The organism is Streptomyces sp. NPDC016851 (assembly GCF_055562795.1).
On the sequence record NZ_JBVHEP010000024.1, the window covers coordinates 71,599 to 92,861 of the forward strand.

Consider the following 21,263-nt stretch of genomic DNA (forward strand, 5'->3'; position numbering starts at 1 on the left):
GTGTACGAATGCGCCCGCGGGCTGCTCAGGCGAGATAGGCCGGAGCGCTCACGGGCAACGTAAATCGGAACTCGGCGCCGGCGCCGGGTGCGCGGCCGACCGTGATGGTGCCGCCGTGGGCTTCGACGATGCCCTTGACGATGTAGAGCCCGAGGCCTGTGCCACCGCGCTTGCTGCCCCGCCAGAAGCGGGTGAAGACGCGGTTCATGGACTCCTCCGGGATGCCGGGCCCCTCGTCGCTCACCGTGACCGACGTGGCTGCGTTCTCGGCGTACTCGCCCTCTCGGAGGGACGCCGTGGCCGTGACGTCGATCGTGACAGTTCCCTCGCCGTGCCGCACGGCATTTTCCAGGAGGTTGCTGAGCACCTGGTCGATCTTGTCGGGGTCGGCCCACAGGTCGGGCAGCGGCTGCTGGACGCGCAGCAGGAACCGGTCGGCGGACTGCCCGGCGGCGACGTAGGCCTGGATGTGCCGTCCGACGGCGGCGCCGATGTCGACGGGCTGGCGCCGCACCTCCAGACGCCCGGAGTCGATCCGCGAGATGTCGAGCAGCTCGGCGATGAGCCGGGTGACCCGGTCGGCGTCGGCGTCGACGGTCTCCAGCATCAGCCGCTTCTGGTCGTCGGTGAAGCGTTCCCACTTGGCGAGCAGCGTGGCGGTGAAGCCCTTGACGGAGGTGAGCGGGGAGCGCAGTTCGTGGGCGACGGTGGCGATCAGTTCGGCGTGGCTGCGTTCGGTGCGGCGGCGGGCCTCGGTGTCGCGCAGGGTGACGACGAGGCGCTTCAGGGGTCCGGTGGGCCGGGTGCGGACGTAGCGGGCGGAGACCAGCACCTCACGGCCGCCGGGGAGGAGGAGGTTGCGCTCGGGCTGTCCGACGCGGATCGCGAGACCGCCGTACGGGTCGGTCAGCTGCCACCAGCGGCGCCCCTCCAGATCCTCTAATGGCAGGGCCTTCTCCAGCCGCTGTCCGAGGGCGTCCCGGGCGCGGACGGCGGTGATGCGCTCGGCGGCGGCGTTGAAGCAGACGACCCGGCCCTCTTCGTCGGCGACGACGAGTCCGTCGGGCAGCATGTCCGGGTCGATGCCGACGTCGGCGAGATCACCGGGTGGCCGGGACGCGGCGGGCGGGCTCCCGGCGTCCTGGGCCCCTGGTGCGCTGCTCGTGCCGACGCTCATCCCCGTACCCCACCTCCAAGGCTCCACAGAGGGGTCCCTGAGCTGGTCACCCTACTAGTTCCCGGTGACGGAGCGGCACCCTCCGGCGGCGCGCTGTGCACGCGCCGACGCATAGAGACATACGGCGGCGGCGGTGGCGAGGTTCAGACTCTCGGCCTTCCCGTGGATCGGGACGCGCACGACGGCGTCGGTGAGGGCGCGGGTCTCCTCCGGCAGGCCCCAGGCCTCGTTGCCGAAGACCCAGGCGGTCGGCCCGCCCATGGTGCCCTTGTCGAGCTCGTCGTCGAGGTCGCGGTCGCCGGCCCCGTCGGCGGCGAGGACCCGGACACCGGCGGCCCGCAGCCCGTCGACGGCCTGCTCCACGGGGACGCCGACGGCGACGGGCAGGTGGAACAGGGAGCCGACGGAGGCGCGGACGGCCTTGGGGTTGTACACGTCGACGGAGGCGTCGGTCAGGACGACGGCCTCGGCACCGGCGGCGTCGGCGCAGCGCAGCACGGTCCCGGCGTTGCCGGGGTCGCGGACGTTGGCGAGGAGGGCGACGAGCCGGGGGCGCGCGGCGAGGACCTCCTCGAAGGGCGTGTCCAGGAAACGGCAGACGCCGACGAGGCCCTGCGGGGTGACGGTGGTGGAGATGTCGGCGATGACCTGCTCGGCAGCGAGGTGCACGCGGGCGCCGGCGTCCCGGGCCTCCCCCACGATGTCGGCGTACCGCTCGGCGGCCTCCAGCGTGGCGAACAGCTCCACGAGCGTGGCCGCGCCCCCGGTCCGGTGCCCGGCCGCCTCACGCACCGCCTGCGGCCCCTCCGCGAGGAACAGCCGCTCCTTCCCCCGGAAGTTCCGCTTCGCCAGCCGCCGCGCGGCCAGGACGCGGGGGGAACGGGGGGAGATGAGCTCGGGGGTGGCGGGGGGCATCGCGTTCGCTTTCTCAGTAGCTGGCTGCACAGCAGGACCCGCAGGCCAATGGCCTGCGGGTCCTTCCGTCACATCGGCTCGGAGCCGGCGTCAGGCCGCCTTGGGGGCGTTGACGTCGCTCGGCAGCGCCTTCTGGGCGACCTCGACGAGCGCGGCGAACGCACCGGCGTCGTTGACGGCCAGCTCGGCCAGGATCTTGCGGTCGACCTCGATGTTCGCGGCCTTCAGACCCTGGATGAAGCGGTTGTAGGTCATGCCGTTGGCGCGGGCAGCGGCGTTGATGCGCTGGATCCACAGCTGGCGGAAGTCACCCTTGCGCTTCTTGCGGTCGTTGTAGTTGTAGACCAGCGAGTGGGTGACCTGCTCCTTGGCCTTGCGGTACAGGCGCGAACGCTGACCGCGGTAGCCGGAGGCCTGCTCGAGGATCGCCCGGCGCTTCTTGTGGGCGTTCACTGCCCGCTTGACGCGTGCCACTTGTTAACTCCTTGTAGCGGGGCCGCGGTGGTCTTCACACGGCCCGAAATCGATTGGGTCCCGGTCCTGACGTGCGGCGCTGAAGCGCCGGGACGTCACTTGCCGAGAAGCTTCTTGATCTTCTTGGCGTCGCCCGGGGCCATCTCGGCGTTGCCGGTGAGGCGACGCGTCACACGGGACGACTTGTGCTCGAGCAGGTGGCGCTTGCCGGCACGCTCGCGGAGCACCTTGCCGGAGCCGGTGATCTTGAAGCGCTTGCTGGACCCGCTGTGCGACTTGTTCTTCGGCATAGCGCCGTACTCTCCTCGTCGGTGGCGCTCCGGTGCCCGGTCGTGAAACCGGGCACGGTGGAGCGTCGTCTTGTTTCGGTTGCTTCCTGGGGACTCGCGTCCCCCGGGATCACGCGTCGGCGGAAGCCTCGGCCGGAGCCTCGGCGGAGTCCTCGGCGAGCTCGGACTCGGCGGCGTTCTGCGACTTGCCGGGGTTGGCCTTCGCCTCGGCCTTGCGGGCCTCCTGCGCCTGGCGAGCCTCGGCCATCGCCTCGGTCTTCTTCTTGTGCGGACCGAGAACCATGATCATGTTTCGGCCGTCCTGCTTCGGGTTCGACTCGACGAAACCGAGGTCTGCGACGTCCTCCGCGAGCCGCTGCAGCAGTCGGTAGCCCAGCTCGGGCCGGGACTGCTCGCGACCACGGAACATGATCGTGATCTTGACCTTGTCGCCCTGCTTGAGGAACCGAACGACGTGACCCTTCTTGGTGTCATAGTCGTGCGGGTCGATCTTCGGCCGGAGCTTCATCTCCTTGATGACCGTGTGCGCCTGGTTCTTGCGCGCCTCACGGGCCTTCATGGCCGACTCGTACTTGAACTTCCCGTAGTCCATGAGCTTGCACACGGGCGGACGGGCGTTCGCCGCGACCTCGACCAGGTCCAGGTCGTACTCCTGCGCAAGCTCCAGTGCCTTGGCCAGGGGGACGATGCCCACCTGCTCGCCACTGGGACCGACAAGTCGCACCTCGGGAACGCGAATCCGGTCGTTGATGCGGGGCTCGGCGCTGATGGATCCTCCTCGGTAGCACCACGCGACGGTCTGGCGGACGGCCGCGTAACGTCTCTATTCGATAGACCTAACCGCGCCGAAGCACAAAAAATGCCCCGGACGATTCCCAGGCGGGGCTCCTCGAACTACCGGAGCACCGCCGCGGGGAGCCGCGGGGCGCAATTTCGGACGGATCGCCGCCGCTGGGACGGGACCGTCTGACCGGTGACCCGACGCCCTGGGGGCGGTCAGGTGGGAGTTCGAAAGCCTCCACTTGTGGGTCGGGCTCGCGGGCCGCTAGGCATACGGGTCCGACCGGTCGTTACACGAGATTACCAGGATTGGCCAGGAACGGCGAATCGTGGCGCCCCGGGGCCCGGTACGGCGCACGCCCGGCCTGCGCCTATCGTGTGGGGCATGAGTGAGACCCCTCCTGAGTCCCCCGACTTCGACGCCATGGCCCGCGACATCGCCGAGGTCCCGGCGGTCGAGGTGATCGTGACGGTCGCCGTCAACCTGATGAGCGCCGCCGCGGTGAAGCTCGGTCTGACCGAGGAGGGCGACACGCACAAGGACCTGGACGAGGCCCGCAAGCTGGTGCACGCGCTGGCCGGCCTGCTGGACGCGTCCGCCACCGAGATCAGCTCGTTCCACGCATCGCCCCTGCGCGACGGCCTGAAGTCGCTCCAGCTGGCGTTCCGCGAGGCGTCGCTCGTCCCGGACGAGCCGGGCAAGGGCCCGGGCGAGAAGTACACGGGCCCGGTCTACGGCTAGCCGGTACGCAGGTCCCTCAGCGTTCGTACAAGGGCTCGCCCGGTGGCGTCGCCCCGGCCGGCAGCAGTGCCAGGTCGAGGCCGCGCACCAGGCGGGCCCTCAGTGTCTCGTCGGCGGCGAGCCGCCGGGCGACCGCCTGGGCGGTGTCGGCGGGGGTCGCGGCCGGGTCGAGGACCAGGGCGAGGGTGCCGTCGGCCCGGCCCGGCCCGAGGTGGGCGCGCAGGACGGCGGGCTCGGCGGCCACGGCGTCGCGTACGGCCCCGACGACGGCCGGGTCGGCGAGCGGGTCGGTGGTCGTACGGCCCTCCGCGAGGGCCAGCAGGGCGGGACCGGTCAGCTCGAAGGGCACGGGCCCGGCCAGGTCGAGCACGACCGTGTCCGCCTTCTCGTGCGCGGCGGCCTGGAGGGCCTGGTGCAGGGGCACGGCGACGGGGCGGGCCGCCGGGTCCCAGCGGGCGAGGGAGTCGGTGGAGGTGAAGGCGGGCAGCGCGGTGCGGTTCCCGGCCTTCAGGGTCGGTACGGCCATGTCACTGGTCTTCTCGCGGCGCAGTCCCCGCTCGTCCTCCTCGACCTCGCCGAGCACGGCCACGACGGGGACGAGCAGCCGTGCGCCCTTGAGTGCGTCGAGGACCGGGCCCACGGCACCGCGGTCTTCCGACCAGGCGGCGAGTGCCGCGCTCAGCCGGGGGTCGGCGGAGCCGTCGTCGTCGGAGAAGCCGGAGTCCGGGATGTTCTTGTTCGCCACGGTCGTCGAGCCTATCGGCCGGGTGCCGCCGCTTCGGCGGGCGGTCCTGCCGGCCCGAGCCGGTGAGCGCGGCATGCTCCGTCAGAACTCGTCGTGGCTCGCGCGGCGGCCGCGCCACAGGACCACGGCCGCGACCAGCAGGACACCGCCGGCACTGCCCGCGAGGGGGGCGGCCCAGTCGGCGGTGTCGTCGCCCGAGCCGGTGGCGTCCGGGCCGTTGCCGAAGTACTTCGCGCCGTACGCCGCCGAGTGGAGGCCCTGCGGTTCCAGCCGGTCGGCGGCCTTGATGGCGGCGGCCGGGTCGACGAAGCCGAAGCCGCGGGAGTCGTCGCGGCCTCCCGCCGGGGCGTTGCGGGCGGTGTCCTCCAGGAGTGATTTGACCTGGGCCGGGGTCAGGTCGGGGTGGGCGGCCTTGACCAGGGCGGCGGCTCCGGAGACGAAGGCGGCGGCGGCGCTGGTGCCCCAGCCCTCGTAGTACTTGTCGTCGGGGTCGGCGATGACGACGTCGACGCCGGGGGCGCTGACCGTGGCGTACCAGCGGCGGGTGGAGAAGGGGGCGCGGGTTCCGGCGCGGTCGACGGCGGTGGCGGCGATGACGCCCGGGTAGGCGGCGGGGTAGGAGATGCGGTCGCCCTTCTCGCCGCCGTTGCCGGCGGAGGCGACGACGATCACGCCCTTCTTCAGGGCGTACTGGATGGCCTGGTCCTCGGCGGGTTCCGGGTGCGCGGAGGCGGAGTCGTCGCCGAGGGAGAGGTTGATGACGTCGGCGCCGTGGTCGGCGGCCCAGCGGATGCCGTCGGCGAGGGCATTGCCGCGGGTGCTGCGGGCCTTGGCGCGGGAGGGGTCGCCGTCCTCCAGGATCACGCGGACGGGGAGGATCTTCGCCTCGGGGGCGATGCCGAGGACGCCGTCGGCGTTGCCCGGGCCGTGTCCGTGCCCGGCGATGATGCTCGCCATGGCGGTGCCATGCCGGGCCCAGGCGCGGTCGCCGGGTTCGGCTCCGAAGCCGACCAGGTCCTCGCCGGTGAGGACGCTGCCGATCAGGTCGGGGTGGTCGGCCTCGACGCCGGTGTCCAGGACGGCGACGGTGACGCCCTCGCCCTTGGTGGTCTGCCAGGCCTCCTGTGTGTGCATGGCCTCCAGGGCCCACTGCTGGGCGCGGATGCCGTCGGCGTGGGCGGTGGCGGCGGGGACCAGGACGAGGCCGGCGGCGAGGAGAACACTCAGGACCCCGCCCGCGCGGGACATGACGGCTTTCACGACGGCTGCTCCGTGGCCGAGCGGACGTTCTTGCGCAGATCGCGTTCGACGCGGTCGGCGAGGCCCTGGGCCTCGTGGCCGAGGCCGGCCTGGGCGGGGGCGGTGGTGGCGCCGGACTCCATGGCGTCCCCGGCGGGCTGCGGGTCGTCGACGGTACGGCCGTCGGCCCAGCCGGACACGGCGTAGACGACGACCGGGGCCTCGGTCAGCACGGAGACGGTCCAGGCGGCGCGCTGCTGCGGGCCGAAGCGGGCGGCGGGCGTGTCCTTCGCGGCGTACGGCAGGGGCATCAGGTCGCCGCGGCGGTCCAGGCGCTCCTTGCGGAAACGGTTCGCGAGGGAGGTCATGCCCGGGGCGTCGGCCGTGGTGAAGAGCAGGCCGACGGTGGTCACGTAGCTCTCGGTGGCGTCGGTGTAGGTGGCGCGCAGGAGCCGCTCGCAGCCGACGGGGGCGAGGGCCTTGCGCAGCAGGGGGTCGAAGGCGTCCTTGCAGCCGCTGTCCGGGGCGACGGCGATCCGGGTCCAGGTGCGGTCGGCTCCGCCGGGGCCGGCGCCCCGCCCCTGCACGGTGGGCGGGAACAGCTGGTCGACGGGCACGCTGTGCCAGAGGCTGCCGGCCGCGGCGAAGGTGCTGCGCGTGCCGTCCTCCCCGGAGTCCCCGACGAGCCAGCTCCCCGTGACCGCGCCCGAGATGAGTCCCAGGCCGAGCACGAGACAGACGGCGGCAGCGGCGGCCTGGGACGCCCCGCGCCGTCCGAGCGGCCGGGGCCGCGCGTCGCCGTCGTATCCCTCGGGCTCCCCGAAGGTCACGACGGGGCGTGCGCCGGAGGTCGCAGGGGCGTTCCAGGAGAGGGACGGGTCGGGAGAGACGCCGGTGGGCCGGTGGGCAGGGGCGGGGGCGGAGGGCATGCGCATGCCACGCTCGGTGGTGTCGGCACCGGCACTGGCCTGCGGCTCCCACGAGGGCCGTGGCGGAACACCGGGGCGGCCGAAGGATTCAGCAGGCCCGGACGACGACGGGCCGGCGGGGACCGGTCGCAGGCGCGCGGTCGTCTCCGAGGAGTCCTCGCCCGGGACACCGGTGCGCCACGGGGCGGGGGCGTATCCCGCCCGGCCGGACGAGCCCGGCGCGGGAAGACGACGCGGCCGCGGAGGTGCATCGGACGGCACGGCCGCCCGTCCCGACTCGGGTCGCGCCCCGCGGCCGACACCGGGCTGCGCATCCGGGAACCGGTCGGAGGCACGGGGCGGGGGTGGGGCGGCGGGCTCGGTACGGCGGGGGGTGGCGGGCTCGGCACGTCGGGGCACGGTGGACTCGCTACGTCCGGGCTCGGTACGCGCGGGAGCACCAACCTCAGTACGCCGGGGAGCAGCAGGCTCACCACCCCGGGGCGCGCCGGGCTCGGCACGTCGGGGCACGGTGGACTCGCTACGTCCGGGCTCGGCACGCGCGGGAACTCCAGCCTCAGTACGCCGGGGAGCAGCAGACTCGCCACCCCGAGGCACGCCGGACTCGGCACGCCGGGGCACGGTGGACTCGCTACCTCCCGGCTCGGCACGCCCGGGAGCACCAACCTCAGTACGCCGCGGAGCAGCAGACTCGCCACCCCGGGGAGCGTCGGACTCCCCGCGCCCAGGAGCCGCAGGATCCGCTCGCCGGGGCATGGGGGCGCCGAAGCTCGGGAAACGCGGGCCGGTGGGCGAGGTGTCGGATCTGTCGGATGCGGGCGTGCCGCCGGGCCGAGCGGTCGTTTCCTGCCCGGGGGCGGGGGACCGCGAAGAGTCCGTGTCACGCTCCGACGGACGCCGCGTGTCCTCCGAGGCCGGGTCGGGCGGTGCCGTCCGGGCGTCCTCGGATGGGGCCGGAGGGTGGGGAGGGCGGGGCGGGATGCCGGGGCGGGGAGGGAAAGAGGCACGCCGCGCTTCCGTGCTCATGCACCCCCCGTTTCCTCGTACCCGGGCCGCTGCGTACTGCGCGGGCCGTGTCGTCCTGCCCGAGGCCCGGCACTGAGTCGTCCCGGGCACACATACCCGTACGGATGGAGCGTCATCCCAGCGCGGAAGTCCGGCCGGCGTCGCTCCGCCGTACGTGCGCGTCACTCTACGGCTTGTTCCTGCGTGAACGGGAACCAGTCCACGAGCCCGGGGCATCTGCCCGGAACGTCCCCCTACCCTGCGGTAATCCTGTCTGGCAGGCTGCGTTCATGACTGCGCGCGCCTCCGACCGGGCCCGTTACGACCGGGCCACCGCCCATCTCGACGCCCCCCTCGCGATCGTGGACCTGGACGCCTTCGACGCCAACGCCGCCGACCTGGTCCGTCGCGCCGGGGGCAAGCCCGTCCGGGTCGCGAGCAAGTCCGTGCGGTGCCGGGCGCTGCTGGAACGCGTCCTGGCCCGGGACGGTTTCGCGGGGATCATGTCGTTCACCCTCGCCGAGTCGCTGTGGCTGGCCCGCTCGGGGTTCGACGACGTGCTGCTCGCCTACCCGTCCGCCGACCGGGCCGCGTACGCCGAACTCGCCGGTGATCCCAAGCTCGCCGCCGCCGTGACCGTGATGGTCGACGACGTCGCCCAGCTCGACCTGATCGACGCGTCGCGCGGTGGTGGGCGTGAAGTCGTGCGCGTCTGCCTGGAGTTGGACACGTCCCTGAAGCTGCTCGGCGGGCGGGTGCGGGTCGGGGCCCGGCGTTCGCCGCTGCACTCCCCCGCCCAGGTCGCCGACGTGGCCCGGGCCGTGGCCCGCCGGCCGGGCTTCGAGGTCGTGGGGATCATGGCGTACGAGGGGCATGTCGCCGGTGTGGGGGATGCCGTGGTCGGGCGTCCGCTGCGGTCCCGTGCCGTCCGGCTGATGCAGGCCGCCGCCAAGCGTGAACTCGCCGAGCGGCGTGCGGAGGTGGTGCGCGCGGTGCGGGCCGTCGTGCCGGGTCTCGAGTTCGTCAACGGCGGCGGCACCGGCTCGGTGCAGCACACGGCGGCCGAGGACGCGGTCACCGAGATCGCCGCCGGGTCGGGGCTGTACGTGCCGCGGCTGTTCGACAACTACACGTCGTTCAGCGGCCGTCCGGCGGCCCTCTTCGCCCATCCCGTCGTACGGCGGCCGGGGGTGGGAGTGGTGACGGTCCTCGGCGGCGGGTACCCCGCCTCCGGCGCGGCCGGGCCCGACCGGCTGCCCGTGCCGTATCTGCCGGAGGGGCTGCGCTACGACCCCCAGGAGGGGGCCGGCGAGGTGCAGACGCCGCTGCTCGGCTCGCCCGCCGACGACCTGCTGATCGGTGACAAGGTGTGGTTCCGGCACGCGAAGGCCGGTGAGCTGTGCGAGCGGTTCGACCGGCTGCACCTCATCGAGGGCGACGCGGTGACGGCGACGGTGCCGACCTACCGCGGCGAGGGCCACACGTTTCTGTAGGGCCTGTGCGCCGTCACGTTCCTGTAGGGCCTGTGCGTCGTCAGTCCGCCGGGCCGATGCTGCTGCCGACGCCGCCGCCCGTGTCCGCGTCGCCGAACGGCCGGATGCCCTTGGTGATGCGGTCCATGTCGGCGAGCGGCGGTCCGTCCTCGCCCGCGTCGAAGACGTAGCGGACGAGGACGGGTGACTCGGTGCCGACGCTGGAGGGGAAGACGAGCGACTGGACGTAGCCGCCCGGGCCCTTGGCGGTCTCAACACGCCAGCGCACGAGGTACCCGGCGCGGCCCGCCACCGCGACCGGCCCGGATTTCACGACCTGGTGGGCCGTCATGCCCCCGTACAGCTCACGGTCGAGCTCGTCGCGGTCGTAGGCCTCGTCTGCCGCGTCCTTGATGTCCGCCTTGGCGAGGGCCTCGGGGGACTTCTCGTCGTTCTCGGTCACCGTGCGGGAGAAGACCATGCCGTGGCGGCACAGGCCCACGCCGCCGGGGCAGTCGTAGGTGCCGTCGGTCGTCATGACGACGTCGTCCTGGGCGACGTACTGGGGGCGGACCCAGCCGTCGAGCAGCGGGAACGTGACGCCGTTGAGCTGGTCCTCGACGACCGCCGGGTCGTCGGCGGACGGCTCGGAGGCGGACGCCTCGGGGGTGGACGCCTCGGGGGTCGGCTCCGACGAGTCGGGGGTGGGCTCGACGGTGGAGGTGGGGGCCGTCCTGGTCTCCGTGCCGCCGCCGTCGCCCCCGCCGAGGGCGACGACTCCGGTGACGATCGCCGCGACCAGAACGATGCCCGTGGCGGTCAGGGCGACCATCTTCGTGCGGCCGGTGCCGCCACCCGGCGGCGGGGCGGCCAGGGCCTCGGGCGCGCGGCGGTGCTCGGTCCAGGCCGTGCCGTCCCACCAGCGTTCCAGATGGGGGCCGTGCGGGTCGGGATACCAGCCGGGTGGAGGCGTCATGCTCATCCCGGCACTGTAGGGCGCGAGCCGGGCCCGCCGGGCACGGGCTTACAGGGGTGTGACGTACGCCCCCGCGATCCCGCCGTCGACCAGGAAGTCGGTGGCGTTCACGAAGGAGGAGTCGTCGCTGGCGAGGAAGGCCACGGCGGCGGCGATCTCCTCGGCCTCGGCGAACCGGCCCAGCGGGATGTGCACCAGGCGGCGCGCGGCGCGCTCCGGGTCCTTGGCGAACAGCTCTTGGAGGAGCGGGGTGTTGACCGGGCCGGGGCACAGGGCGTTGACCCGGATGCCCTCCCGCGCGAACTGGACGCCCAGCTCACGGGACATGGCGAGGACGCCGCCCTTGGACGCCGTGTACGAGATCTGCGACGTGGCCGCGCCCATCCTGGCCACGAACGAGGCCGTGTTGATGATCGACCCCTTGCCCTGGCGCTGCATGTACGGGATGGCGGCCTTGCAGCAGAGGTAGACGGAGGTGAGGTTGACCTCCTGGACGCGCTTCCAGGCCTCCAGACCGGTCTCCAGGATGGAGTCGTCGTCGGGCGGGGAGATGCCGGCGTTGTTGAAGGCGATGTCGACGCTGCCGTAGGTGTCGTAGGCGGTCTTGAAGAGGGCCTCCACCTGCTCGGGGTCGGTGACGTCCACCTTCACGAAGGTGCCGCCGGTCTCCTCCGCGGCCGCCTTGCCGCGGACCTCGTCGACGTCGCCGCAGACGACCTGCGCGCCCTCGGAGGCGAGGCGGCGGGCGGCGGCGAGGCCGATGCCGCTGCCGGCTCCGGTGACGACGGCGGTGCGGCCGACCAGCCGGCGGCAGATGCTTTCCTGAGCGGTCACTGTGCGGGGCCCTCCGTACTGATGAAGACGTTCTTGGTTTCGGTGAAGGCGGCCAGGGCCTCGGGGCCGAGCTCGCGGCCGACGCCCGACTGCTTGTAGCCGCCGAACGGGGTCCAGTAGCGGACGCTGGCGTGGGAGTTGACGGACAGGTTGCCGGCGCGGACGGCCTGGGAGACGCGCAGGGCACGGCCGACGTCCCGGGTCCAGATGGAGCCGGAGAGGCCGTACGGGGTGTCGTTGGCGAGGCGGATCGCGTCGGCCTCGTCGGTGAAGGGCAGCAGGACGGCGACCGGGCCGAAGATCTCCTCGCAGGCCGCCGCCGAGTCGGGCCGCTCCCCGGTGAGCACGGTCGGTGGGAACCAGAAGCCGGGCCCCTCGGGCGCGCTGCCGCGCAGGGCCGGGGCGTCCTCGGGCACGAACTCCTTCACGCGGTCGAGCTGCTGTCGGGAGATCAGCGGGCCCATCTGGGTCTTCTCGTCGGCCGGGTCGCCCACCACCACGGCGGCCAGTGCCTCGGCGAGCAGCTCCCGGACCTCGTCGTACACCGTCTCCTGGACCAGGATGCGGGTGCGGGCGCAGCAGTCCTGGCCGGCGTTGTCCAGGAAGGAGAAGGGGTCGACGGCGGCCTTCAGGTCGGAGTCGGCGAAGACGATGTTCGGGCTCTTGCCGCCGAGTTCGAGGGTGACCGGCTTGATCTGCTCGGCGCCGAGCGCGGCGACCCGCCGGCCGGCCCTGGGGGAGCCGGTGAAGACGATCTTGGCGACTCCGGGGTGGCGTACCAGCGCGTCGCCGGTGATGGCGCCGTGTCCGGGCAGGACCTGGAAGAGGTGCTCCGGGAGCCCGGCCTCCAGGGCGAGTTCGGCGAGGCGCAGCGCGGTGAGCGGGGTGGTCTCGGCGGGCTTGAGGAGGACCGCGTTCCCGGCCGCGAGGGCGGGGGCGGTGCCCCAGGCGGCGATCGGCATGGGGAAGTTCCAGGGCGCGATCACGCCGACGACGCCGAGAGGTTCGAGGATCGTGACGTCGAGGCCGCCGGGCACCGGGATCTGCCGGCCGGTGAGCCGCTCCACTCCCCCGGCCGCGTAGTCCAGCAGGTCCCGGACGTTGCCCGCCTCCCAGCGGGCGTTGCCGATGGTGTGGCCGGCCTCCCGGACCTCCAGGGCGGCCAGTTCCTCCAGGTGCTCGTCGACGGTGGCGGCGAAGCGGCGCAGCAGCCGGGCGCGGTCACCGGGGGTGAGGGCGGCCCAGATCCGCTGTGCCCTGGCGGCGTGGGTGACGGCCGCGTCGATGTCCGCCGGGGTCGCCCCGGCGATGGCGGCGACGACCTCCTCGGTCGCGGGGTTCAGAACTTCCAGTAGGTGCTCGGAAGACAAGAAGGGCCTCACATGCGTTCGAAGGAGCGGCGCAGCTCCCAGTCGGTCACCGCGGCGTCGAAGGCGTCCAGTTCGACGCGCGCCATGTTGCGGTAGTGCGCGACCACCTCGTCCCCGAAGGCCGCTTTGGCAATGGGGCTGTTCTCCCAGAGCTCCGCGGCCTCGCGCAGAGTCGTGGGGACGTGGGCGAAGTCGCCGGAGTACGCGTTGCCGGGGCAGGGCTCCGGCAGTTCCAGCTTCTGCTCGACGCCGTGCAGTCCGGCCGCGACCAGCCCGGCCACGGCGAGGTAGGGGTTGACGTCGCCGCCGGGCAGCCGGTTCTCGAAGCGCATCGAGCGGCCGTGGCCGACCACCCGCAGCGCGCAGGTGCGGTTGTCATGGCCCCAGGCGACGGCGGTCGGGGCGAAGGAGCCGGGCTGGAACCGCTTGTAGGAGTTGATGTTGGGGGCGTAGAGGAGGGAGAAGTCGCGCAGCGCGGCGAGCTGGCCGGCGAGGAAGTGGCGCATGACGTCCGACATGCCGTCCTCGCCGTCGCCTGCCATGGCGTTGGTGCCGTCCGCGTCGGCGAGCGAGAGGTGGATGTGGCAGGAGTTGCCCTCGCGCTCGTTGTACTTGGCCATGAAGGTGATCGACATGCCCTCCTGGGAGGCGATCTCCTTGGCGCCGGTCTTGTAGACGGCGTGCTGGTCGCAGGTGACCAGGGCCTCGTCGTAGCGGAAGGCGATCTCGTGCTGGCCGGGGTTGCACTCGCCCTTGGCGGACTCGACGGTGAGGCCGGCGGCCGCCATCTCGTTGCGGATGCGGCGCAGCAGGGGCTCGATGCGGCCGGTGCCGAGGACCGAGTAGTCGATGTTGTACTGGTTGGCCGGGGTCAGGCCTCTGTAGCCCGCGTCCCAGGCCTGTTCGTAGGTGTCCTTGAAGACGATGAACTCCAGCTCGGTGCCGACCTGGGCGGTGTAGCCGAGTTCGGCGAGGCGCTCCAGCTGGCGGCGCAGGATCTGGCGGGGTGCGGCGACCACCGGCGAGCCGTCGTTCCAGGCGAGGTCGGCGTGGAGCATGGCCGTGCCCTCGTTCCAGGGGACGCGGCGCAGGGTGCTCAGGTCCGGGTGCATGGCGAAGTCGCCGTAGCCGCGGTCCCAGGAGGACATCGCGTAGCCGTCGACGGTGTTCATCTCGGTGTCGACGGCGAGCAGGTAGTTGCAGCCCTCCGTGCCGTGCTGGAGGACCTCGTCGAGGAAGAAGCGCGCGGCGAACCGCTTGCCCTGGAGCCGCCCTTGCATGTCGGGGAAGGCCAGGACGACAGTGTCGATCTCACCGCCCGCGACGAGGGCGTGCAGTTCCTCGACGCTCAGCGGGGGTGTGCGGTCTGCCACGGGAGGGCCTCCTTGGCTCTGGTTCCGCCGGAAGCCATAAGGTATTCCTGAGAACCATTGCTTGGGAAGGGGGTACGGCCACATGCCGGAGGAAGCTGGCGGCGAGACGCGGGACGGGCTGACGCCGGTACTGCGGCCGGTGCGCGCGGGCAACGGCTTCGAGGAGGCACTGGAGCAGATCCTCCAGGTCGTACGGCTGGGCCTGGTGCCGGGGGGCGAGCGGCTGCCGGCCGAGCGGGAGCTGGCGGAGCGGCTGGGGATCAGCCGGGTGACGCTGCGCGAGGTGCTGAAAGTCCTCCAGGACCAGGGGCTGGTGGAGTCGCGGCGGGGCCGGTACGGCGGCACGTTCGTCCTGCCCCGCACGGACGCCGGCGGCGAGGACGAGCTGCGGCGCCGCATCGCCGAGGTCGACATAGAGGACGTGCTGCGGTTCCGGGAGGTGCTGGAGGTGGGCGCGGCCGGGCTGTGCGCGGTGCACGGACTGGACGACACGCAGGCGCGGCGGCTGCGGGAGGCCCTGGCGCGTACGCACGACGCCCCGCTCGCCGACTACCGCCGCCTGGACACGCTGCTGCACCTCACGCTGGCCGAGCTGTGCGGCTCGCCGACGCTGACCGCGCAGTACGCGGCGGTGCGGGCCACGGTGAACGACCTGCTGGACTGCATCCCGCTGCTCGTGCGCAACCTCGAACACTCGCAGCGGCAGCACGCGGCCCTGGTGGAGGCCGTGATCGAGGGCGATGCCGACCAGGCGCGGGAGATCACGCGCGAGCACTGCGCGGGGACGGCGGCGCTGCTGCGCGGCTTCCTCGGCTGAGCCGGGACGGGTCCCGGCGTTGCGAGGATTTACTGGCGATTAACGCAGGGGTATTGCCTTCCCGCGACGGCACGGCAAAGGTATGGATCCATTCCATTGAGTCGAACCCTCTCGACCCCGTGTCCGCCTCCCGTGGGGAGTCTGCCCATGTCCCAGGAATCCACCAGCCCACCCGCCGCCGCGCAGGCGGACGACTATCTGGAACGCAGGGCGTTGCGCCGCGGCAGCGCCGGCTGGGTGCTGCTGACCGGACTCGGCGTCGCCTACGTCGTCTCCGGTGACTACTCGGGCTGGAACTTCGGCCTGGCCGAGGGCGGCTTCGGCGGCCTCGCGATCGCCATGGTGCTCATGGGCGCCATGTACGCGTGCATGGTCTTCGCCCTCGCGGAGCTGTCCTCGATCCTGCCGACGGCCGGCGGCGGCTACGGCTTCGCCCGGCGGGCGCTCGGCCCGTGGGGCGGCTTCCTGACCGGTACGGCGATCCTCATCGAGTACGTCCTCGCGCCCGCCGCCATCGTCATCTTCATCGGCGACTACGTCGAGTCGCTGGGCCTGTTCGGCCTGGAGTCCGGCTGGCCGGTGTACCTGGTCTGCTTCGCGATCTTCCTCGGCATCCATCTCTGGGGCGTGGGCGAGGCGCTGCGCTTCAGCTTCGTCGTCACGGGCATCGCGGTGGTCGCTCTGGTCGTGTTCGCGCTGGCGGCCCTGCCCGACTTCTCGGTCGCCGCGCTGGACGACATCCCGGTCGACTCCTCCGCCGCGGGGTCGAACTCCTGGCTCCCGTTCGGCCTGCTCGGCATCTGGGCGGCGTTCCCGTTCGGCATGTGGTTCTTCCTGGGCGTCGAGGGCGTACCGCTGGCCGCCGAGGAGACCAGGGACCCGGCCCGCACGCTGCCGAAGGCGATCCGCTGGTCGATGGGCATCCTGGTCGTGCTGGCGGTGGTGACCTTCGTCGCGGCGGCGGGAGCACGCGGCTCCGCGGCGATCCAGGAGGCGGGCAACCCGCTCGTCGAGGCCCTCCAGCCGGACGGCGAGGCGACGACCCTGAGCCGGATCGTGAACTACGCGGGCCTCGCCGGCCTCGTGGCGTCGTTCTTCTCCCTGATCTACGCGGGCTCGCGCCAGCTGTTCGCCCTGTCCCGCGCGGGCTACCTGCCCCGCTTCCTGTCCCTCACCAGCCGCCGCAAGGCGCCCTACCTGGGCCTGCTCGTGCCCGGCACGATCGGCTTCCTGCTGGCGGCGGTGTCCGGGAACGGCGCCCGGATGCTGAACATCGCGGTCTTCGGCGCGACCATCTCCTACGCGCTGATGTCGCTGTCGCACATCGTGCTGCGCCGCCGGGAGCCGGAGCTGCCGCGGCCGTACCGCACGCCGGGCGGGGTGCTGACCTCTTCCGTCGCCCTGGTGCTGGCCTGCGCGGCGCTGGTGGCGACGTTCCTGGTGGACGTGACGGCGGCGTTCATCGCCCTCGCGGTGTACGTCGTGGCTCTCGCGTACTTCGGTCTGTACAGCCGCAAGCGGCTGGTGGCGAAGGCGCCGGAGGAGGAGTTCGCGGCGCTGGCCGCGGCCGAGGCAGAGTTGACACGGGACTGAGGCGTCGATTGTCGAGGGAGTTGTGGTGGCCAGGCCGTTGATCGGTGTCAGCACCTATCTGGAGTCCGGTGCGCGCTGGGGAGTGTGGGAACTGGAGGCCGCGCTGCTGCCGGTCGGCTATCCCCGGCTCGTGCAGCGGGCGGGCGGTCTGGCGGCGATGCTGCCGCCGGACGACCCCGCGCACGCGGCCGAGGCCGTCGCCCGGCTGGACGGGCTGGTCATCGCGGGCGGGCCGGATGTGGAGCCCGTACGGTACGGCGCCGAGCCGCATCCCCGCACGGGGCCGCCGGCGCGGGAGCGGGACGCGTGGGAGCTGGCCCTGATCGACGCGGCGCTCACGGCGCGGGTTCCGCTGCTCGGCATCTGCCGGGGTATGCAACTGCTGAACGTCGCCCTGGGCGGGACGCTGGTGCAGCACCTCGACGGTCATGCGGAGGTCGTGGGCGTCTTCGGCAGCCATGCGGTCAAGCCGGTGCCGGGGAGTCTGTACGCGGGTGTCGTGCCGGAGGAGACGTCGGTGCCGTCGTACCACCACCAGGCCGTTGACCGCCTGGGCGAGGGGCTCGTCCCGTCGGCCTACGCGGACGACGGCACGGTGGAGGCGCTGGAACTGCCGTCCGGGGAGGGGTGGGTGCTCGGAGTGCAGTGGCATCCGGAGATGGGCGAGGACGTGCGGGTGATGCGGGCGTTGGTGGAGGCGGCGGATCCGGCCTGACCCGGTGCGCGCACACTCCCAGGGGGCTCCGCCCCCTGGACCCCCGGCCTATGCCCACCCACCACCCGAATCGGTCGGCCAGGAGGCCGGGCCCCCAGCCCGTCCGGCGAATCGGCCGGCCAAGACGCCCGGCTAGAAACGCCGGGCTGAGTCCCCCCCAGCCCGTCCGGCGTTTGAGGACGAGGCCGTTCAGGCCGAAGCGGGGTCCGGGGCGGCAGCCCCGGTGGGGGTGCAGGGGGCGAAGCCCCCGCGGGGGCCTGGGGGCACAGCCCTCAGCGGGGTCGAAGGGGCGGAGCCCCTGGGGATGGGACGGGTAGGGGCGGCGGGGGCGAGAAAACTACCCCCGCGTCAGCGACAGCAGATCCCGGGCCGGCCCGGTAGGGCGATGCCCCGTCGGCCACACCGCCCGCAGGTCCCGCGCCAGGGCGACCCCCTCCACCGGCACCCGCACCAGCCGCCGCATCGCCAACTCCTCCCCCACCGCCAGCTCACTCAGCACCGCCGGCCCCGCCCCGCTCACCGCCGCCGCCTTGACCGCCGTCGTCGACGACAACTCGATCAGCGGCCGCGCCAGCCCGCCCAGCGCCGCGTCCAGGACCTGCCGCGTACCGGAGCCCTTCTCCCGCAGGATCAGCGGCGTCGACGCCAGTTCCTCCGCGGCCAGCGAACGCCGCCGCCGGCCCCACGGATGGGCAGGAGCCGTGACCACTATCAGCCGGTCATGGGCGATGACCACCGAGTCCAGCCCCGTCGGCACCGTCAGCCCCTCGACGAACCCGAGGTCCGCCTCGTCCGCCAGCAGCCGCTCCGCGACCACCGTCGAGTTCCCGGCGTGCAGGGACACCGCCGTGTCGGGCCGCTGGGCGCGCAGCGCCAGCAGCCAGCCGGGCAGCAGATACTCGGCGATCGTCATGCTCGCCGCCACCCGCAACCGCGAGTCGCGCCGGTCGCGCAGCGCCTGCGCCCCCACGTCGAACGCCTCCGCCGCCTCGACGATCCGCCGCGCCCAGTCCGTCACCAGCGCACCGGCGTCCGTGAGCCGGGACCCGCGCGGTGAGCGGTCGACCAGCGCCACGCCGAGCTGCCGCTCCATCGACCGGATCCGGCTGCTGGCCGCGGGCTGGGTGATGCCCAGTTCCCGCGCCGCCCCGCCGAGACTGCCGAGCCGCGCCACCGCCAGCAGCAGTTCCAGGCCGCCCAGATCCGGCACCCGGTGCGCGAGAGACCCTCCGGCCGGGACCTCACCCTGCTCTTCGCTCCTGCTCATAAACCCAGCTTATGTCGCCATAGGGACATGCTCCCTGGCGGCGGGGTGCCCACGGCCCGACCGTGGGAGTCATGGTCACCCCAGCCCAGCCGGCCCGGCCCCTTCCGGGCGCAGTCTCCGTCCGTCACCTCGGACCCAACTGGTACGCCACCGTCATGGGCACCGCCGTCGTCGCCACCGCCGGGACCGCCCTGTCGCCGCACGTCCCCGGGCTGCGCGGCGCGCTGGCCGGTGTCTGGGCCCTCTCGCTGGCCCTGCTCGTCACCCTGCTCTGCGCCCGGGCCGTGCACTGGGCCCGTCACCGGGACCAGGCCCGCGCCCATCTCCTCGACCCGGCGACGGCCCCGTTCTACGGCTGCCTCGCCATGGCCCTGCTGGCCGTCGGCGGGGGTGCCCTCGGCGTCGGCCGGGACTGGATCGGCGTGCGGGCGGCCGTGGCGCTGGACGCCGTGCTGTTCAGCGCCGGTACGGCTCTCGGGCTGGCAGCCGCCGTCGCCGTGCCGTATCTGATGGCCGTACGCCACCGGGTCGAGCCGGGACAGGCCACGCCCGTGTGGCTGCTGCCGCTGGTCGCGCCCATGGTGTCCGGCGCCGTGGGGCCGCCGCTGGTGCACCATCTGCCTCCCGGTCAGGCCCGGGAGACGCTGCTGCTCGTCTGCGTCGCGCTGTTCGGGCTGAGCCTGCTCGCGACCCTGCTCATGCTGCCGCTGGTCTTCGGGCGGCTGATCACCGGAGCGCCGCTGCCGCTCGCCCTCACCCCGACGCTGTTCCTGGTGCTCGGGCCGCTCGGGCAGTCCACGACCGCCGTCGGCGCGTTCGCGGACGCCGCCCCCGGGGTCGTACCGGCGCCGTACGGCCAGGGCTTCGGTGTCCTCGCCGTGCTGTACGGCGTGCCCGTGATGGGGTTCGCGCTGCTGTGGTTCTGCCTCGCCACCGCCCATGTGCTGCGCGCCCGGCGGCAGGGGATGCGGTTCTCGATGACCTGGTGGGCGTTCACCTTCCCGGTCGGCACCTGTGTCACGGGCGCCGAGGCGCTCGGCCGGCACACCGGGCTCGTGGCCTACACGGGGCCGGCTCTCGTGCTGTACGCGGTGCTGGTCGCCGCGTGGGGCACCGCCGCCGTGGGCACCGTACGGGGGCTGCTCAGGGGCGAGCTGCTCGCAGGGCCCGGCCCAGTACCCGTGGCGCCTCGGCCAGCGACGGCCCGTACCACGTCAGGTGCCGTCCGCTGACGAGCGCGCAGGGCAGGCCGGGGAAGGCCTCGGGGCCGTCGTCCGCGGTGAAGCGGTAGGGCTCGTCGGGCAGGACCACCACGTCCGGCGCGGCGGCGCGCAGCTCCTCCAGCGGGACGCGCGGATAGCGGTCGGGGTGTGTCGCGTGCACGTGGTCGATGCCGAGGCGGGCCAGGACGTCTCCCGCGAAGGTGTCGCGGCCCAGGACCATCCAGGGGCGGCGCCAGATCGGTACGACCGCGCTCAGACGGGCCGGGGGCGGCGGCAGGGACGACCAGGTCTCCTCCGCCTCGTCCAGCCAGCGCGGGCGGGCCGTCACCCCGCAGGCGTCCAGGACCCGGGCCAGTTCCCGGAAGGCCTGCGGCACGTCGCGGACCTCCGTGACCAGGACCTCGACACCCGCCGCGCGCAGGGCCGCGAGGTCGGGTTCGCGGTTCTCCTCCTCGTTGGCGATCACCAGGTCGGGAGCGAGGGAGACGATCCGGTCGGTCTTGGGGTTCTTCGTGCCGCCGACGCGCACGACGTCGAGTCCGGGCGGATGGGTGCACCAGTCGGTGGCTCCGGCCAGGGCGCCGGGCGCGGACCGGGCCACGGCCTCGGTCAGCGACGGGACCAGCGAGACGACCCTCACCGGCGCGGCCGGTCCCGGACCGCCTCGATGTGCTCCGCCACGGCGACGACGATCACCCGGGTGTCGGACTCCGCCGCCCGCCAGCGGTGCCGCACACCGCCGGTGAGATACAGCGTGTCGCCGCGGCCGAGCCGGTAGGCGCGGCCCTCCGCCTCGATCTCCACCGCGCCGTCGGCGACGTACATCAACTGGTCGTTGCGGTACTGGAACTCACGGCCGGCGTCGTGGTCGCCGGTGAACTCGGAAGCGTGCATCTGGTGGTGACCGCGCACCAGGGACCGGGTCCGGGGGCGGGGCAGCGGGTCGGGGTCGTCGGCGCGCACGACGTCCACGCTGCACGCCGGGTCGGCCGCGGCGAGGAGCTCGACCGCGGTGGTGCGCAGGGCGTCGGCGACCTTCTCCAGGGAACTGGTGCTGGGCCGCGCCCGGTCGTTCTCGACCTGGCTGAGGAACGGGACCGACAGGCCGCTGCGCTCGGCCACGACGGCGAGGGTGAGCTCCAGCGCGCGGCGCCGCCGCCGCACGGCCGCGCCCACCCGAAGGGGCTGTTCTTTGTGGTCGCCCATCGCTCCGGCTCCCTCCTTCGCCCGTCGATACCGGTCCCGGTGCGCCGGTGACCCGGCGCACTGCTTCTGTTGAGTTGTCTGCACCCTACGCATGTTCGGCAAACCGGTGCATGCGCCTGTC

At 73.2% G+C, this 21,263-nt stretch carries 21 protein-coding genes; 6 read left to right on the top strand and 15 right to left on the bottom strand.

Translation table 11 applies throughout. The annotated features are described in order from the left end of the window. Window positions 1-25: 25 nt before the first annotated feature. The 5 genes from ACZ3I3_RS31755 to infC form a co-directional block, all read right to left on the bottom strand. Window positions 26-1,177 carry a sensor histidine kinase gene (locus ACZ3I3_RS31755; protein ID WP_467370690.1) on the bottom strand — a complete coding sequence of 384 codons (1,152 nt, stop codon included), beginning with the start codon at window positions 1,175-1,177 and terminating at the stop codon, window positions 26-28. Window positions 1,178-1,231: 54 nt separating this feature from the next. Further along, the gene (locus ACZ3I3_RS31760; RefSeq protein ID WP_467370691.1) at window positions 1,232-2,092 is read right to left on the bottom strand and encodes a TrmH family RNA methyltransferase; all 861 of its coding nucleotides are present in this window, start codon (window positions 2,090-2,092) and stop codon (window positions 1,232-1,234) included. A 90-nt stretch (window positions 2,093-2,182) separates the two neighbouring features. Continuing rightward, the gene (rplT, locus tag ACZ3I3_RS31765) at window positions 2,183-2,566 is read right to left on the bottom strand and encodes a 50S ribosomal protein L20 (protein WP_010045263.1); all 384 of its coding nucleotides are present in this window, start codon (window positions 2,564-2,566) and stop codon (window positions 2,183-2,185) included. 95 nt (window positions 2,567-2,661) lie between these two features. Further along, complete coding sequence (gene rpmI / locus ACZ3I3_RS31770) at window positions 2,662-2,856, bottom strand: 50S ribosomal protein L35 (protein WP_059419477.1); 195 nt, start codon at window positions 2,854-2,856, stop codon at window positions 2,662-2,664. Between the two features lie 109 nt (window positions 2,857-2,965). Next, entirely contained in the window at window positions 2,966-3,625 is a 660-nt protein-coding gene (gene infC / locus ACZ3I3_RS31775; protein ID WP_467370778.1) for a translation initiation factor IF-3, read from the bottom strand. 396 nt (window positions 3,626-4,021) lie between these two features. Here infC and ACZ3I3_RS31780 point away from each other — a divergent pair, with 396 nt between their 5' ends. Beyond that, window positions 4,022-4,378, top strand: coding sequence for a DUF1844 domain-containing protein (locus ACZ3I3_RS31780; protein ID WP_356925577.1), 357 nt, complete (start codon window positions 4,022-4,024; stop codon window positions 4,376-4,378). A 16-nt stretch (window positions 4,379-4,394) separates the two neighbouring features. Here the strand turns inward: ACZ3I3_RS31780 and ACZ3I3_RS31785 are convergent, their stop codons facing one another. The 3 genes from ACZ3I3_RS31785 to ACZ3I3_RS31795 all read right to left on the bottom strand — a co-directional run bounded on the left by ACZ3I3_RS31785 (window position 4,395) and on the right by ACZ3I3_RS31795 (window position 7,192). Further along, entirely contained in the window at window positions 4,395-5,123 is a 729-nt protein-coding gene (locus ACZ3I3_RS31785; protein WP_467370694.1) for an SseB family protein, read from the bottom strand. 81 nt (window positions 5,124-5,204) lie between these two features. After that, window positions 5,205-6,371 (bottom strand): type VII secretion-associated serine protease mycosin, encoded by a 1,167-nt coding sequence (gene mycP, locus ACZ3I3_RS31790; RefSeq protein ID WP_467370780.1) that lies wholly within the window; start codon window positions 6,369-6,371, stop codon window positions 5,205-5,207. 8 nt (window positions 6,372-6,379) lie between these two features. Further along, window positions 6,380-7,192: a hypothetical protein gene (locus ACZ3I3_RS31795; RefSeq protein ID WP_467370781.1), complete on the bottom strand. Its 813-nt coding sequence runs from the start codon at window positions 7,190-7,192 to the stop codon at window positions 6,380-6,382. Window positions 7,193-8,586: 1,394 nt separating this feature from the next. Between ACZ3I3_RS31795 and ACZ3I3_RS31800 the strand changes: the two genes are divergently transcribed. Beyond that, the gene (locus ACZ3I3_RS31800) at window positions 8,587-9,789 is read left to right on the top strand and encodes an amino acid deaminase/aldolase (protein ID WP_467370695.1); all 1,203 of its coding nucleotides are present in this window, start codon (window positions 8,587-8,589) and stop codon (window positions 9,787-9,789) included. 40 nt (window positions 9,790-9,829) lie between these two features. On the opposite strand, the gene ACZ3I3_RS31805 is transcribed toward ACZ3I3_RS31800, so the two are convergent. The 4 genes from ACZ3I3_RS31805 to ACZ3I3_RS31820 are packed head-to-tail and all read right to left on the bottom strand — an operon-like array spanning window position 9,830 to window position 14,321. Next, on the bottom strand, window positions 9,830-10,744 hold the full coding sequence (locus ACZ3I3_RS31805; RefSeq protein WP_467370783.1) for a DUF2510 domain-containing protein: 915 nt from the start codon (window positions 10,742-10,744) through the stop codon (window positions 9,830-9,832). Window positions 10,745-10,792: 48 nt separating this feature from the next. Beyond that, window positions 10,793-11,578 (bottom strand): 3-oxoacyl-ACP reductase, encoded by a 786-nt coding sequence (locus ACZ3I3_RS31810; RefSeq protein WP_467370697.1) that lies wholly within the window; start codon window positions 11,576-11,578, stop codon window positions 10,793-10,795. Then, window positions 11,575-12,948, bottom strand: coding sequence for an aldehyde dehydrogenase family protein (locus ACZ3I3_RS31815; protein WP_467370698.1), 1,374 nt, complete (start codon window positions 12,946-12,948; stop codon window positions 11,575-11,577). Before ACZ3I3_RS31815 ends, ACZ3I3_RS31810 begins: the two co-directional genes overlap by 4 nt. A gap of 8 nt (window positions 12,949-12,956) precedes the next feature. Then, window positions 12,957-14,321, bottom strand: a complete 1,365-nt coding sequence (locus ACZ3I3_RS31820; protein WP_467370699.1) for a glutamine synthetase family protein — start codon at window positions 14,319-14,321, stop codon at window positions 12,957-12,959. An 82-nt stretch (window positions 14,322-14,403) separates the two neighbouring features. On the opposite strand from ACZ3I3_RS31820, the gene ACZ3I3_RS31825 reads away from it, so the two are divergent. The 3 genes from ACZ3I3_RS31825 (at window position 14,404) to ACZ3I3_RS31835 (ending at window position 17,446) form a co-directional block, all read left to right on the top strand. Next, a complete protein-coding gene (locus tag ACZ3I3_RS31825) occupies window positions 14,404-15,138 on the top strand; it encodes a FadR/GntR family transcriptional regulator (protein WP_467370701.1) in 735 nt (244 codons plus the stop codon). A 147-nt stretch (window positions 15,139-15,285) separates the two neighbouring features. Next, on the top strand, window positions 15,286-16,731 hold the full coding sequence (gene eat / locus ACZ3I3_RS31830) for an ethanolamine permease (protein ID WP_467370702.1): 1,446 nt from the start codon (window positions 15,286-15,288) through the stop codon (window positions 16,729-16,731). A gap of 22 nt (window positions 16,732-16,753) precedes the next feature. Beyond that, on the top strand, window positions 16,754-17,446 hold the full coding sequence (locus ACZ3I3_RS31835; RefSeq protein ID WP_467370703.1) for a gamma-glutamyl-gamma-aminobutyrate hydrolase family protein: 693 nt from the start codon (window positions 16,754-16,756) through the stop codon (window positions 17,444-17,446). A 337-nt stretch (window positions 17,447-17,783) separates the two neighbouring features. On the opposite strand, the gene ACZ3I3_RS31840 is transcribed toward ACZ3I3_RS31835, so the two are convergent. Then, window positions 17,784-18,713, bottom strand: coding sequence for a LysR family transcriptional regulator (locus ACZ3I3_RS31840; RefSeq protein WP_467370705.1), 930 nt, complete (start codon window positions 18,711-18,713; stop codon window positions 17,784-17,786). A gap of 71 nt (window positions 18,714-18,784) precedes the next feature. Between ACZ3I3_RS31840 and ACZ3I3_RS31845 the strand changes: the two genes are divergently transcribed. Continuing rightward, complete coding sequence (locus ACZ3I3_RS31845; protein WP_467370707.1) at window positions 18,785-19,945, top strand: TDT family transporter; 1,161 nt, start codon at window positions 18,785-18,787, stop codon at window positions 19,943-19,945. Here ACZ3I3_RS31845 and ACZ3I3_RS31850 read toward each other — a convergent pair. Further along, the gene (locus ACZ3I3_RS31850; protein WP_467370709.1) at window positions 19,857-20,576 is read right to left on the bottom strand and encodes a helical backbone metal receptor; all 720 of its coding nucleotides are present in this window, start codon (window positions 20,574-20,576) and stop codon (window positions 19,857-19,859) included. The two genes, ACZ3I3_RS31845 and ACZ3I3_RS31850, sit on opposite strands and share 89 nt — an antisense overlap. After that, on the bottom strand, window positions 20,573-21,142 hold the full coding sequence (locus tag ACZ3I3_RS31855) for a helix-turn-helix domain-containing protein (RefSeq protein ID WP_399412249.1): 570 nt from the start codon (window positions 21,140-21,142) through the stop codon (window positions 20,573-20,575). Before ACZ3I3_RS31855 ends, ACZ3I3_RS31850 begins: the two co-directional genes overlap by 4 nt. Window positions 21,143-21,263: the final 121 nt, after the last annotated feature.

Bases quoted from the DNA above. Each gene is read 5' to 3' on its own strand.
- ACZ3I3_RS31755 (WP_467370690.1), bottom strand. From the start codon at position 1,177: ATGAGCGTCGGCACGAGCAGCGCACCAGGGGCCCAGGACGCCGGGAGC.
- ACZ3I3_RS31760 (WP_467370691.1), bottom strand. From the start codon at position 2,092: ATGCCCCCCGCCACCCCCGAGCTCATCTCCCCCCGTTCCCCCCGCGTC.
- rpmI (WP_059419477.1), bottom strand. From the start codon at position 2,856: ATGCCGAAGAACAAGTCGCACAGCGGGTCCAGCAAGCGCTTCAAGATC.
- ACZ3I3_RS31780 (WP_356925577.1), top strand. From the start codon at position 4,022: ATGAGTGAGACCCCTCCTGAGTCCCCCGACTTCGACGCCATGGCCCGC.
- mycP (WP_467370780.1), bottom strand. From the start codon at position 6,371: ATGTCCCGCGCGGGCGGGGTCCTGAGTGTTCTCCTCGCCGCCGGCCTC.
- ACZ3I3_RS31800 (WP_467370695.1), top strand. From the start codon at position 8,587: ATGACTGCGCGCGCCTCCGACCGGGCCCGTTACGACCGGGCCACCGCC.
- ACZ3I3_RS31805 (WP_467370783.1), bottom strand. From the start codon at position 10,744: ATGACGCCTCCACCCGGCTGGTATCCCGACCCGCACGGCCCCCATCTG.
- ACZ3I3_RS31825 (WP_467370701.1), top strand. From the start codon at position 14,404: ATGCCGGAGGAAGCTGGCGGCGAGACGCGGGACGGGCTGACGCCGGTA.
- eat (WP_467370702.1), top strand. From the start codon at position 15,286: ATGTCCCAGGAATCCACCAGCCCACCCGCCGCCGCGCAGGCGGACGAC.
- ACZ3I3_RS31840 (WP_467370705.1), bottom strand. From the start codon at position 18,713: ATGAGCAGGAGCGAAGAGCAGGGTGAGGTCCCGGCCGGAGGGTCTCTC.
- ACZ3I3_RS31845 (WP_467370707.1), top strand. From the start codon at position 18,785: ATGGTCACCCCAGCCCAGCCGGCCCGGCCCCTTCCGGGCGCAGTCTCC.
- ACZ3I3_RS31855 (WP_399412249.1), bottom strand. From the start codon at position 21,142: ATGGGCGACCACAAAGAACAGCCCCTTCGGGTGGGCGCGGCCGTGCGG.